Annotated in this window: 13 protein-coding genes; all 13 read left to right on the top strand. The window is 73.2% G+C overall.

The features are described 5' to 3' along the window. Nucleotides 1-172 precede the first annotated feature (172 nt). The gene (locus DMB38_RS03320) at nucleotides 173-814 is read left to right on the top strand and encodes a vitamin K epoxide reductase family protein (protein WP_125933878.1); all 642 of its coding nucleotides are present in this window, start codon (nucleotides 173-175) and stop codon (nucleotides 812-814) included. Nucleotides 815-847: 33 nt separating this feature from the next. Further along, on the top strand, nucleotides 848-2,236 hold the full coding sequence (locus DMB38_RS03315) for a replication-associated recombination protein A (protein WP_125933877.1): 1,389 nt from the start codon (nucleotides 848-850) through the stop codon (nucleotides 2,234-2,236). A gap of 162 nt (nucleotides 2,237-2,398) precedes the next feature. Further along, nucleotides 2,399-3,010, top strand: a complete 612-nt coding sequence (gene rpsD, locus DMB38_RS03310) for a 30S ribosomal protein S4 (protein ID WP_047014713.1) — start codon at nucleotides 2,399-2,401, stop codon at nucleotides 3,008-3,010. A gap of 197 nt (nucleotides 3,011-3,207) precedes the next feature. Next, nucleotides 3,208-3,666 (top strand): DUF948 domain-containing protein, encoded by a 459-nt coding sequence (locus DMB38_RS03305; protein WP_125933876.1) that lies wholly within the window; start codon nucleotides 3,208-3,210, stop codon nucleotides 3,664-3,666. Nucleotides 3,667-3,671: 5 nt separating this feature from the next. Next, on the top strand, nucleotides 3,672-4,022 hold the full coding sequence (locus tag DMB38_RS03300) for a DUF6167 family protein (RefSeq protein WP_125933875.1): 351 nt from the start codon (nucleotides 3,672-3,674) through the stop codon (nucleotides 4,020-4,022). After that, a complete protein-coding gene (gene alaS / locus DMB38_RS03295) occupies nucleotides 4,022-6,691 on the top strand; it encodes an alanine--tRNA ligase (protein ID WP_125933874.1) in 2,670 nt (889 codons plus the stop codon). Before DMB38_RS03300 ends, alaS begins: the two co-directional genes overlap by 1 nt. A 1-nt stretch (nucleotide 6,692) precedes the next feature. Continuing rightward, complete coding sequence (gene ruvX, locus DMB38_RS03290; RefSeq protein WP_206337633.1) at nucleotides 6,693-7,184, top strand: Holliday junction resolvase RuvX; 492 nt, start codon at nucleotides 6,693-6,695, stop codon at nucleotides 7,182-7,184. 78 nt (nucleotides 7,185-7,262) lie between these two features. Then, entirely contained in the window at nucleotides 7,263-8,906 is a 1,644-nt protein-coding gene (gene mltG, locus DMB38_RS03285) for an endolytic transglycosylase MltG (protein WP_125933873.1), read from the top strand. Continuing rightward, nucleotides 8,906-9,742: a shikimate dehydrogenase gene (locus DMB38_RS03280; protein WP_125938787.1), complete on the top strand. Its 837-nt coding sequence runs from the start codon at nucleotides 8,906-8,908 to the stop codon at nucleotides 9,740-9,742. The genes mltG and DMB38_RS03280 overlap by 1 nt, the downstream gene beginning before the upstream one ends. Before the next feature lie 141 nt (nucleotides 9,743-9,883). After that, entirely contained in the window at nucleotides 9,884-11,068 is a 1,185-nt protein-coding gene (gene aroC / locus DMB38_RS03275; protein ID WP_125933872.1) for a chorismate synthase, read from the top strand. Then, complete coding sequence (locus tag DMB38_RS03270) at nucleotides 11,065-11,646, top strand: shikimate kinase (protein WP_125933871.1); 582 nt, start codon at nucleotides 11,065-11,067, stop codon at nucleotides 11,644-11,646. Before aroC ends, DMB38_RS03270 begins: the two co-directional genes overlap by 4 nt. Then, nucleotides 11,643-12,770 carry a 3-dehydroquinate synthase gene (gene aroB, locus DMB38_RS03265; protein ID WP_125933870.1) on the top strand — a complete coding sequence of 376 codons (1,128 nt, stop codon included), beginning with the start codon at nucleotides 11,643-11,645 and terminating at the stop codon, nucleotides 12,768-12,770. The genes DMB38_RS03270 and aroB overlap by 4 nt, the downstream gene beginning before the upstream one ends. After that, nucleotides 12,767-13,207 (top strand): type II 3-dehydroquinate dehydratase, encoded by a 441-nt coding sequence (aroQ, locus tag DMB38_RS03260; RefSeq protein WP_125933869.1) that lies wholly within the window; start codon nucleotides 12,767-12,769, stop codon nucleotides 13,205-13,207. The genes aroB and aroQ overlap by 4 nt, the downstream gene beginning before the upstream one ends. Nucleotides 13,208-13,247 lie beyond the last annotated feature (40 nt).

Here is a 13,247-nt window from a genome sequence, read left to right as displayed (position 1 = left end):
TGGCGCGGTGACGGGTGGATTTACGCCGGTCGAATGCGCGGTCGGGCATCGTTGACCCCTGCCGGTGGATGGCCGGAGGGTCACCGGCCGATCACCGGTGCACCGGTGCCCGATCGCCCTGCGTTGCGGCACAATGAGGTGCCGCCACCGAGCCGAGCCCACGGAAGCAGAGATGACCACGACCGCAACGAGAACGGCCCCGTCCCAGCACGAGGACCCGCCCGATTCCGGACTGATCGGATCGGGCCGACCGTTCGCCTGGCTGCTGGTGGTCGGCGGCGTGCTGGGTCTGGTCGCGTCCGCGGTGATCACGCACGACAAGATGAAGCTGCTGGAAGACCCGGGCTATGTCTCGGCCTGCAGCCTGAACCCCGTCCTGTCGTGCAACAACATCATGAAGAGCTGGCAGGCGTCGGTGTTCGGGTTCCCGAACCCGTTCGTCGGCTGGATCGCCTTCCCGATGCTCGTCGTGATCGGCGTCGGCCTGCTGTCCGGCGCCACGCACCGCCGCTGGTGGTGGACCGGGCTGTGGGCGGGCTCCCTCTTCGGGGTCGGCTTCGTCACCTTCCTCCAGTACTCGTCGCTCTACAAGATCGGCTCGCTCTGCCTCTGGTGCTCGCTGGTCTGGGCCGTGACGATCCTCATCTTCTGGTACACCACCGTGCACAACGTCAAGACCGGCGTCTTCCCGGTCTCGGCGCGGGTGCGCGAGACGGTGCTGGAGTTCAACTGGGTGGTGCCCGTCCTGTGGTACGGGATCCTGCTCATCCTGATCGGCATCCGCTGGTGGTCGTACTGGAAGACGCTCCTCTGAGCGCTGTCAGTCCCGTGGCATAGGGTCGGAAGCGTGGAGCCCGACCTGTTCACCGCAGCGGCCGAGGAGCGCCAGGAGAAGGATCCCGGCAGCTCCCCGCTGGCCGTCCGGATGCGCCCGCGCAGCCTCGACGAGGTGGTGGGCCAGCAGCATCTGCTCAAGCCCGGCGCGCCGCTGCGCCGGCTCGTCGGCGAGGGCGCCGGGGGCCCGGCGGGCCCGGCGTCCGTGCTGCTGTGGGGTCCGCCGGGCACCGGCAAGACGACCCTGGCGTACGTGGTCAGCCAGGCCACCCAGAAGCGCTTCGTGGAGCTTTCCGCGATCACCGCGGGGGTCAAGGAGGTCCGCGCGGTCATCGAGGGAGCCCGCCGCGCCGCCGGGGGGTACGGCAAGGAGACCGTCCTCTTCCTCGACGAGATCCACCGCTTCAGCAAGGCCCAGCAGGACTCGCTCCTGCCCGCGGTGGAGAACCGCTGGGTGACGCTGATCGCGGCCACCACGGAGAATCCGTACTTCTCGGTGATCTCCCCGCTCCTCTCCCGCTCGCTGCTGCTCACGCTGGAGCCCCTCACCGACGACGACGTGCGCGGGCTGCTGCGCCGGGCGGTCGCCGCCGAGCGCGGGCTGGGCGGCGCGGTGACGCTGCCCGAGGAGTCCGAGGAGCATCTGCTGCGCATCGCCGGCGGCGACGCGCGCCGGGCGCTCACGGCGCTGGAGGCGGCGGCCGGGGCGGCGCTGGCGCAGGGCGAGGCAGAGGTGTCGCTGCCGACGCTGGAGGCGGCCGTGGACCGCGCCGCGGTGGCGTACGACCGGGACGGAGACCAGCACTACGACGTGGCGAGCGCCCTGATCAAGTCCGTGCGCGGCTCGGACGTGGACGCGTCGCTGCACTATCTGGCGCGCATGATCGAGGCGGGCGAGGACCCGCGGTTCATCGCCCGCCGGCTGATGATCTCCGCCAGCGAGGACATCGGCCTCGCCGACTCCTCGGCGCTGCAGACGGCGGTCGCGGCGGCCCAGGCGGTGGCGATGATCGGCTTCCCGGAGGCGGCGCTGACGCTGGCGCACGCCACGGTGGCGCTCGCGCTGGCCCCGAAGTCCAACGCGGTGACGAAGGCCATCGGCGCCGCCATGGACGACGTACGGGCCGGGAAGGCGGGCCCCGTGCCGGCGCATCTGCGGGACGGGCACTACAAGGGCGCGGAGAAGCTGGGGCACGCGCAGGGGTACGTGTATCCGCACGACATACCGGGCGCCATCGCCGCCCAGCAGTACGCCCCCGACGCCCTCGCCGGCCGCAGGTACTACGAGCCGACGCGGTACGGCGCCGAGGCCCGGTACGCCGAGGTGGTCGAGCGGGTGCGGGAGCGGCTGGCGGGCGGGGGCCAGGACGGTCCCGGCCGGGGCGGCGACGGGCGCGACTGACCCGCGGCGCACGGGCGCCCGGCCGTCTGGTGACGCGGATCACGGCGCCCGGTCGCCGGGAATGCCCGAAATCGCGGGCGCGTTTTTCAAGGTGAGAGCGCGAGAGCGCCGGCATCGCTTAAGGTAAGCCTTGCCTAACTTCCTCAAGGAGGACGGAACCACGTGAACCAGCCGCGCCCCAAGGTCCGCAAGTCGCGGGCCCTCGGCATCCCGCTCACCCCGAAGGCCGCCAAGTACTTCGAGAGCCGCCCGTACCCGCCCGGCATGCACGGCCGCGGCCGGAAGCAGACCAGCGACTACAAGGTACGGCTGCTCGAGAAGCAGCGCCTGCGCGCGCAGTACGACATCAGCGAGCGCCAGCTCGTCCGGGCGTACGAGCGCGCCAGCAAGGTGCAGGCCAAGACCGGTGAGGCGCTGATCGTCGAGCTGGAGCGCCGGCTGGACGCGCTGGTCCTCCGCGCGGGCCTGGCCAGGACCGTCTACCAGTCCCGGCAGATGGTCGTCCACGGCCACATCGAGGTCAACGGCCGCAAGGTCGACAAGCCGTCCTTCCGCGTCCGCCCCGACGACGTGGTGAAGGTCCGCGAGCGCAGCCGCGAGAAGTACCCGTTCCAGGTCGCGCGCGAAGGCGGTTACGCGACGGACGGCGAGACCCCCCGCTACCTGGAGGTGAACCTGCCGGCGCTCGCCTTCCGGCTCGACCGGGAACCCAACCGCCGCGAGATCCCGGTCATCTGCGACGAGCAGCTCGTCGTCGAGTACTACGCCCGCTGACGGCCCCGCCCGCCGCGGGGCGCACGGAACGTACGCGGAAGTATGCGCAACGTACAATCCGCTCGCGCAACTCCCCAGTGCACGGGGGCTAATCCGGTACGGGCCTGTCGGTCCGGCGCGATAGGGTCGGAGCCTGCCCTGGCAGCGCAACACCCCGTCGACTCGCCCGGCGAGCAGCCCTGAAGGAGCGGTGCATCGTGTCCGGTGGAGAGGTGGCCGGCATCCTCGTGGCCGTCTTCTGGGCCATCCTGGTCTCGTTCCTGGCCGTGGCCCTCTTCCGGCTCGCCCGCACGCTCCGCGCGGCGGGCGAGTTGGTCACGCGCGTGACCGAGGAGGCCGTCCCGCTGCTCGCGGAGGCAGGCGCCACGGTCCGCTCGGCCAACACGCAGCTCGCCCGGGTCGACGCCATCGCCTCCGACGTGCAGGAGGTCACGGCCAACGCCTCGGCACTCTCCTCCACCGTCTCCACCGCCTTCGGCGGCCCCCTGGTGAAGGTGGCCGCGTTCGGGTACGGGGTGCGCCGCGCGCTCGGCCGGAACCGCGGCCCGGCCGGGGACGACGGCGACGTGATCGTCGGCCGCCCGGTCGGCGGCCCCGCGGGCGCCCGGGTGCCCGCCGCCCGCCGGGGCTTTTCCGCCAGGCGCAGAAAGGGCTGAGCAGCATGTTCCGTCGGACCTTCTGGTTCACGACCGGTGCGGCCACCGGGGTCTGGGCCACCGTCAGGGCGCAGCGCGCGATGCGCCGCGTCTCGCCGGAGGGCATCGCCGCCACGGCGGCCAACCGCGCCGTCGACACCGGCCGCCGCGCCCTGCTCTTCGCCCAGGACGTGCGCGCCGCGATGGCGGAGCGCGAGGACCAGCTCAACGACGCCCTCGGGCTCAGCCCCCGCAGCCGCCCCGCCGAGCTGCCGGGACAGCGGGCCAAGGCACAGCTCGAACGGAAGGCCGCGCGCCGCCGCCCCGGCGACCGCGGCCCGTACCACCGCAATCGCAACCTGAAAGAGGACCACTGATGGAGTCGGCCGAAATCCGCCGCCGCTGGCTGCGCTTCTTCGAAGAGCGTGGGCACACCGTCGTGCCGTCGGCGTCGCTGATCGCCGACGACCCCACGCTGCTCCTCATCAACGCGGGCATGGTCCCCTTCAAGCCGTACTTCCTCGGTGAGGCCACCCCGCCGTACAAGCGCGCCACGAGCGTGCAGAAGTGCATCCGCACCCCGGACATCGACGAGGTCGGCAAGACCACCCGGCACGGCACGTTCTTCCAGATGTGCGGCAACTTCTCCTTCGGCGACTACTTCAAGGAAGGCGCCGCCACCCTCGCCTGGGAGCTGCTCACCAGCTCGCAGGACGCGGGGGGTTACGGTCTCGACCCCGAGCGCCTGTGGATCACGGTCTACGAGGACGACGACGAGGCCGAGCGCATCTGGCGCGACGTCGTCGGCGTGCCCCCGGAGCGCATCCAGCGCCTGGGCAAGGAGGAGAACTACTGGGACATGGGCGTGCCCGGTCCCTGCGGCCCGTGCTCCGAGGTCAACTACGACCGCGGCCCCGAGTTCGGCGAGGCCGGCGGCCCCGCCGTCAACGGCGAGCGCTACGTGGAGATCTGGAACCTGGTCTTCATGCAGTACGTGCGCGGCCCCGGCAAGGGCAAGGACTACCCGATCCTCGGCGACCTGCCCCAGCAGAACATCGACACCGGCCTCGGCCTCGAGCGCCTGGCGATGATCCTGCAGGACGTGCAGAACATGTACGAGATCGACACCTCGCGCGCCGTCATCGACAAGGCCGAGGAGCTGACCGGCGTGCGCTACGGCGCCGCCGGCCACTCGGACGTCTCGCTGCGCGTCGTCTCCGACCACATGCGCGCCTCCGTCATGCTCATCGGCGACGGCGTCACCCCCGGCAACGAGGGCCGGGGCTACGTGCTGCGCCGCATCATGCGCCGCGCCGTGCGCAACATGAAGCTCCTCGGCGCCGACCGCCCCGTCGTCGGCGAGCTGGTCGACGTCGTCATCAGCACCATGGGCGAGCAGTACCCGGAGCTGGTCGCCGACCGCAAGCGCATCGAGTCCGTCGCGCTCGCCGAGGAGGCCCGCTTCCTCAAGACCCTCAAGGCCGGCACCAACGTGCTGGACACCGCCGTCACCGAGGCCAAGTCCGCCGGCTCCGGCGTGCTCCCCGGCGACAAGGCGTTCCTGCTCCACGACACCTGGGGCTTCCCGATCGACCTCACGCTGGAGATGGCCGGCGAGCAGGGCCTGACGGTCGACGAGGACGGCTTCCGCCGGCTGATGAAGGAGCAGCGGGACCGGGCCAAGGCCGACGCCGCTGCCAAGAAGACGGGCCACGCCGACCTGTCCGCGTACCGCGAGGTCGCCGACTCCGCCGGCGCCACCGAGTTCACGGGCTACACGCAGACCGCCGCCGAGTCCACCGTCGTCGGCCTGCTGGTCGGCGGCGTGGCCTCGCCCGCCGCCACCGAGGGCGACGAGGTCGAGGTCATCCTCGACCGCACCCCCTTCTACGCGGAGGGCGGCGGCCAGCTCGCCGACACCGGCCGGATCCGGCTCGGCTCCGGCGCCGTGGTCGAGGTGCGCGACGTGCAGCAGCCGGTGCCCGGCGTCAGCGTTCACAAGGGCGTCGTCCAGGTCGGCGAGGTCACCGTCGGCGAGCCCGCCCAGGCCGCCATCGACGTGAGCCGCCGCCGCGCCATCGCCCGCGCCCACAGCGCCACCCACCTGACCCACCAGGCGCTGCGCGACGCCCTCGGCCCGACCGCCGCCCAGGCGGGCTCGGAGAACGCCCCGGGCCGCTTCCGCTTCGACTTCGGCGCGCCCGCGGCCGTACCGGGCGGCGTCCTCGGCGACGTCGAGCAGAAGATCAACGAGGTGCTCGCCCGCGAACTCGACGTGCACGCCGAGGTCATGTCGATGGAGGACGCCAAGAAGCAGGGCGCGCTGGCCGAGTTCGGCGAGAAGTACGGCGACCGGGTGCGCGTCGTCACCATCGGCGACTTCTCCAAGGAGCTGTGCGGCGGCACCCACGTGCACAACACCGCCCAGCTCGGCCTGGTCAAGCTGCTCGGCGAGTCCTCCATCGGCGCCGGCGTGCGCCGGGTGGAGGCCCTGGTCGGCGTGGACGCGTACAACTTCCTGGCCCGCGAGCACACCGTGGTCCACCAGCTCACCGAGCTGCTGAAGGGCCGCCCGGAGGAGCTGCCCGAGCGGATCTCCGGCATGCTGGCCCGGCTGAAGGACGCGGAGAAGGAGATCGAGAAGTTCCGCGCCGAGAAGGTGCTGCAGGCCGCCGCGGGGCTCGCCGAGGGCGCCAGGGACGTCGGCGGCGTCGCGCTGGTCGCCGCCCGGGTGCCGGACGGCACGGCCGCCGAGGACCTGCGCAAGCTCGTCCTGGACGTACGCGGCCGGATCCCCGGCGACCGTCCGGCCGTCGTGGCCCTCTTCTCCGTCGCGAGCGGCCGTCCGGTCACCGTGATCGCCACCAACGAGGCGGCCCGCGAGCGCGGTCTGAAGGCCGGCGACCTGGTGCGTACGGCCGCCAAGACGCTCGGCGGCGGCGGCGGTGGCAAGCCCGACATCGCCCAGGGCGGCGGGCAGGACCCGCAGGCCGTCGGCGAGGCCGTGGCCGCGGTGGAGCGGGGCGTCGCCCAGGCGGCCGCCTGAGATGGAACCGCCGCCGGAGGGCCGGGTGATCCGCCGCGGGCGCAGGCTCGCGGTGGACGTCGGCGACGCCCGCATCGGGGTCGCGTCCTGCGACCCCGACGGGATCCTCGCCACGCCCGTGGAGACCGTGCCGGGCCGCGACCTGCCGGCGGCGTTCCGCAGGCTGGCCGCGCTCACCGAGGAGTACGAGCCGCTGGAGGTGCTCGTCGGGCTGCCGCGCTCGCTGCACGGTGGCGAGGGCCCGGCGGCCGCCAAGGTCCGCGGTTTCGCGGAGAAGCTGGCGCGCCGCGTCCACCCCGTGCCCGTGCGGCTCGTCGACGAACGCATGTCCACGGTGACGGCCGCGCAGAACCTGCGTGCGGCCGGGAGGTCGAGCCGCAAGGGCCGATCGGTGGTCGACCAGGTGGCGGCCGTCGTCATTCTCCAGAGTGCGCTCGAAGCCGAACGGGCGTCGGGGGTGGCGCCGGGTGAGAGCGTCGAGGCGGCCCTGTGATCGCGATACGGTAACGTTCCGCGCGGACACGGCACCCGTCGTATAAAAGCACCGGCGGCCACGCGGCATAGGGGACTGATGACTGACTACGGCCAAAACCCCGGCTCCCAACCCTGGCAGCCCGACGACGGCCTTTACGGCGGGCAGCAGGAGTGGCCGGGCGGGCAGCCCGGCGCCGGGCACCACCACTACGGGGGACAGCAGCCGCAGCAGCACTACCCGCACCAGCAGCAGTCCTCCTGGGACTCGGGCCAGCACCAGCAGTACCCCGGCGGCTGGGACACCACCGGCGGCGCCGGGATGCCGCTGGCCGACCCCTACGCCGCCCCCGCGCCGCAACCCGACTACTACGGCACGCCGGACGCCTACCCGCCGCCGAACCCGCACCCGCGCCGTCCGCACCCGCAGCAGCAACCGGGCCCGCCGCACCAGCAGCAGGGACCCCCGCAGCACGGGCACCACCAGCCCCCGCAGCACCAGCAGCCCCCGCACCCGGGGCAGGGCGCCCGCCGCAACGGCGGCCGCGAGGACTGGGACCCCGCCTCCCGCCCGCCCGAGCGCGACGACCACCCCTTCTTCGACGGCGACGGAGACGACGACTTCGACGACGGCCCCCGCGAGGGCCGCGGCGGCGGCCGGAGCGCCGGCCGCGGTACGGGCCGCGATCGCCGCGGCGCCAAGCGCCGCAACGGCTGCGCGTGCCTCGTCATCGCCCTCGTGCTGGCCGCGGGCCTCGGCGGCCTCGGCTACCTCGGCTACAACTTCTGGAACGACCGCTTCGGCGCCGCCCCCGACTACGCGGGCGAAGGCCAGGGCACCGTGAACGTCGAGATCCCCGAGGGCGCGAGCATCACGCAGATGGGGAACATCCTCAAGGACAAGGGCGTGGTCAAGAGCGTCCAGGCGTTCGTCGACGCCGCGGGCGACGAGATGCTCCACCCCGGCTCGTACACGCTGCACAAGGGCATGTCGGGCGAGGCCGCGGTGAAGATGATGCTGAACCCGGAGGCCGCCAACCAGCTCGTCATCCCCGAGGGCCGGCGCGCCACCGCCGTCTACGCGATGATCGACGAGCACCTCGGGCTCAAGGAGGACACCACCGCCAAGATCGCCGAGAAGGGCGACCTCGGCCTGCCCGACTGGGCGGAAGGCAACCCCGAGGGCTTCCTGTGGCCGTCGAGCTACTCCGCCGCCGAGGGCACGGACCCCAAGAAGCTGCTGCGCGAGATGGTCAAGCGGGCAAACGCCAAGTACACCGAGCTGGGTCTGGAGGAGAAGGCGGAGAAGGCGGGGCAGACCCCGTACGAGATCGTCACCATCGCCAGCCTCATCGAGGCGGAGGGGCAGTCGAAGGAGGAGTTCGGCAAGGTCTCGCGGGTCATCTACAACCGCATGAAGCCGGACAACACCGCCACCAACGGCATGCTCCAGTTCGACTCCACCATCAACTACGCCAAGGGCGAGTCGAACCTCGACATCTCCAACCAGGACACGCAGTTCGACTCCCCGTACAACACCTACCTCCACGCCGGACTGCCGCCCGGCCCCATCGACAACCCCAGCGAGCGGGCCATCGTGGCGGCCCTGGAGCCGACCCCCGGCGACTGGCTGTACTTCGTCACCGTCAAGCCGGGCGACACGCGCTTCACCGCCAGCAAGGAGAAGCACGACCGCAACGTCGAGGAGTTCAACGAGAACCAGCGCAAGAAGGAGGACGAGTGATCGCGCAGACCCGGCGAGCGGCCGTCCTCGGCTCGCCCATCACCCACTCCCTCTCGCCGGTGCTGCACCGCGCCGCGTACGGCGCACTGGGCCTGACCGGCTGGACGTACGGCCGCTACGAGGTGGACGAGCGGCGGCTCGCCGGCTTCCTCGACAGCCTGGAGGCGGGGGAGTGGGCCGGGCTCTCGCTCACCATGCCGCTCAAGCGCGCGGCGATCCCGCTGCTCGACGAGGTGAGCGCCACGGCCCGGTCGGTCGAGGCGGTCAACACCGTCGTGCTGCACGACGACGGCCGCCGCTTCGGCGACAACACCGACATCCCCGGCATCACCGCGGCGCTGCGCGAACGCGGCATCGAGAAGGTCGAGCGCGCCGCCGTCCTCGGCGCCGGCGCCACCGCCTCCTCCGCGCTCGCCGCCCTCGCCTCCGTCTGCACCGGGGAGGTCACCGCGTACGTGCGCTCCGCCGCCCGCGCGACGGAGATGGAGCAGTGGGGCGAGCGCCTCGGCGTCTCGGTGCGCTGTACGGACTGGTCCCAGGCCGCCGCCGCCTTCGACGCCCCGCTGGTCGTCGCCACCACCCCGGCCGGTGCCACCGACGCCCTCGCGGCCGCGGTCCCGGAGCATCCGGGCGCCCTCTTCGACGTGCTGTACGAGCCGTGGCCCACCCCGCTCGCCGGGGCGTGGGCCGCGCGCGGCGGGACAGTCGTCGGAGGTCTCGACCTGCTGGTGCACCAGGCGGTGCTGCAGGTGGAGCAGATGACGGGCGCCGCGCGCGCTCCGCTGGCGGCCATGCGCGAGGCCGGCGAGGCCGCGCTGCGCGCCCGTACGCCCTGAGGCCCGGCACCGCCTGCGGGCCGGCCGCCGGGGGCGCAAGTGTTTGCCTGTCCAGCCGTCCATTCCGTGGACCTGGACGAGTGCGGGGCCCGGAGCGTGCGAGGATCGGGGCGAGGACTTCGCACTCGTAAGGGAGCACCGTTGAGCAGGTTGCGCTGGCTCACCGCAGGGGAATCGCACGGCCCGGCACTCGTGGCGACACTGGAGGGCCTCCCCGCGGGGGTGCCCGTCACCACCGACCTGGTCGCCGACCACCTCGCCCGCCGCCGGCTGGGGTACGGCCGCGGGGCGCGGATGAAGTTCGAGCGCGACGAGGTCACCTTCATCGGCGGCGTACGCCACGGGCTCACCCTCGGCTCCCCGGTCGCGGTCATGATCGGGAACACCGAGTGGCCCAAGTGGGAGAAGGTCATGGCCGCCGACCCGGTGGACCCGGCCGAGCTGGCGGGCATCGCCCGCAACGCCCCGCTGACCCGCCCGCGCCCCGGCCACGCCGACCTGGCCGGCATGCAGAAGTACGGCTTCGACGAGGCCCGGCCGGTGCTGGAGCGCGCCTCCGCCCGCGAGACCGCGGCCCGGGTGGCACTGGGGGCCGTGGCCCGCTCGTACCTGAAGGAGACCGCCGGCATCGAGGTCGTCTCGCACGTCGTGGAGCTGGGCGGCGCCAAGGCCCCGTACGGCAGCGTCCCCGTCCCGGCCGACGTGGCGCGGCTCGACGCCGACCCGGTGCGCTGCCTGGACGCCGACGCGAGCAAGGCGATGGTCGAGGTGATCGACCAGGCCCACAAGGACGGCGACACCCTGGGCGGCGTCGTCGAGGTCGTCGCGTACGACGTGCCGGTCGGCCTCGGCTCGCACGTGCACTGGGACCGCCGTCTCGACTCCCGGCTGGCCGGGGCGCTCATGGGCATCCAGGCCATCAAGGGCGTCGAGCTGGGCGACGGGTTCGCGCTGGCCCGCGTGCCGGGGTCGCAGGCACACGACGAGATCGTCGGCACCGACGACGGCATCCGCCGCTCCTCCGGCCGTTCCGGCGGCACCGAGGGCGGGCTGAGCACCGGCGAGCTGCTCCGGGTACGCGCCGCGATGAAGCCCATCGCGACCGTGCCGCGGGCGCTGGCGACGGTGGACGTCGCCACCGGCGAGGCCACCAAGGCGCACCACCAGCGCTCCGACGTCTGCGCCGTACCCGCCGCGGGCATCGTGGCGGAGGCGATGGTGGCGCTGGTGCTGGCCGACGCGGTGGCGGAGAAGTTCGGCGGCGACAGCGTCACGGAGACCGCCCGCAACGTCCGCGGCTACCTGGAGAACCTGGCGATCCGATGACCAGCAGCACCGAGGGCCGTGAGCGCCCCGACACCGCATCCGAGCCGGCCGCCGCGGGCGGTACGGACGGCCCCGCCGTCGTGCTCGTCGGCCCGCCCGGCGCCGGCAAGTCCACCGTCGGCGCCGTGCTCGCCGCCCGCCTCGGCACCACCGTCCGCGACACCGACGAGGACATCGAGAAGGCCGCGGGCAAGCCGATCCCCGACATCTTCTACGACGACGGCGAGCCCGCCTTCCGCGCCCTGGAGCGCGCCGCCGTGCGCGCCGCGCTCGCCGAGCACCCCGGCGTGCTGGCCCTCGGCGGCGGCGCCGTCATGGACCCCGGCACCCGGGAGCTGCTCGCCGCGCACCGCGTCGTCTTCCTCGACGTCGAGATGGCCGACGCCGTCAAGCGCGTCGGCCTCGACGCTCCCCGCCCGCTGCTCGCCGTCAACCCGCGCCAGCAGTGGCGCACCCTGATGGAAGAGCGCCGCCCGCACTACACCGAGGTCGCCCGCGCGACCGTCACCACCGCCGGCCGCACGCCGGACGAGGTCGCAGAGCTCGTACTCGCCGCATTGGAGAGCCACCCCGCATGACACCGAGCGCCGAAGGGGCCGAGGTCACCCGCATCCACATCGGCGGCACCGCCGGCACGGAGCCGTACGAGGCCGTCGTCGGCAGGCAGTTGCTCGGCGAGCTGCCGCGGCTGATCGGCGAGCGGGCCAAGCGCGTCGCCGTCCTGGTGCCGGAGGCACTGGCCGAGACCGGCGAGGCACTGCGCGAAGACCTGGCGGGGCAGGGGTACGAGGCCGTCGTCATCCAGGTGCCGAACGCGGAGGAGGCCAAGACCGCCGAGGTCGCCGCGTACTGCTGGCGGGCCCTGGGCCAGTCCGGCTTCACCCGCAGCGACGCCGTGGTCGGCGTCGGCGGCGGCGCCACCACGGACCTCGCCGGGTTCGTGGCCGCGACCTGGCTGCGTGGCGTGCGCTGGGTCGCGGTGCCGACGACCGTGCTGGGCATGGTGGACGCGGCGGTCGGCGGCAAGACCGGCATCAACACCGCGGAGGGCAAGAACCTCGTCGGCGCGTTCCACCCGCCGGCCGGGGTGCTGTGCGACCTCGCCGCGCTGGACTCCCTCGGCGTCCACGACTACGTCTCCGGCCTCGCCGAGGTCATCAAGGCCGGCTTCATCGCCGACCCGGCGATCCTGGAGCTGGTCGAGGCCGACCCGGAGGGCGCCCGCAGCCCCGCGGGCCCGCACACCGCCGAGCTCGTCGAGCGCGCGATCCGGGTCAAGGCCGAGGTGGTCTCGGCGGATCTGAAGGAGTCGGGGCTGCGCGAGATCCTCAACTACGGGCACACCCTCGGCCACGCCATCGAGAAGAACGAGCGCTACAAGTGGCGGCACGGCGCCGCCGTCTCCGTCGGCATGGTCTTCGCCGCCGAGCTGGGCCGGATCGCCGGCCGCCTCGACGACGCCACCGCCGACCGGCACCGCGCGGTGCTGAGCGCCGTCGGGCTGCCCGTGACGTACCGCGGCGACCAGTGGCCCAAGCTGCTGCAGACGATGAAGGTGGACAAGAAGACCCGCGGCGACCTGCTGCGCTTCATCGTCCTCGACGGGCTGGCGAAGCCCGCCGTGCTGGAGGGCCCCGACCCGGCAATGCTGCTCGCCGCGCACGCCGAGATCGCGGCGGACGCGGGGGAGGCGGCCCGATGACGCGCGTGCTGGTGCTCAACGGGCCGAACCTCGGCCGTCTCGGCTCCCGCGAGCCCGACGTCTACGGCGCCACGTCCTACGCCGGGCTCGTCGAGCAGTGCACCGCGCTCGGCAAGGAACTGGGCTTCGAGGTCGAGGTGCGGGAGACCAACGACGAGGGCGAGATGATCCGCTGGCTGCACGAGGCCGCGGACGGCCGGCTGCCCGTGGTGATCAACCCGGGCGCCTTCACGCACTATTCGTACGGGATGCGCGACGCGGCGGCGCAGCGCACGGCGCCGCTGATCGAGGTGCACATCTCCAACCCGCACGCCCGCGAGGCGTTCCGGCACACCTCGGTGATCGCCGCCGTCGCCTCCGGCACGATCGCGGGCTTCGGCATCGGCTCGTACCGGCTGGCGCTGCGCGCGCTGGCGGAGGACCTGGCCGCGTCCTGACCTCCGGCGGTCCGTACGGTACGGGCCGCCGTGCCGGTCC

Source organism: Streptomyces sp. WAC 06738 (assembly GCF_003945505.1).
Lineage (GTDB): Bacteria > Actinomycetota > Actinomycetes > Streptomycetales > Streptomycetaceae > Streptomyces.
This window is presented reverse-complemented; position numbering and strand designations above follow the sequence as displayed.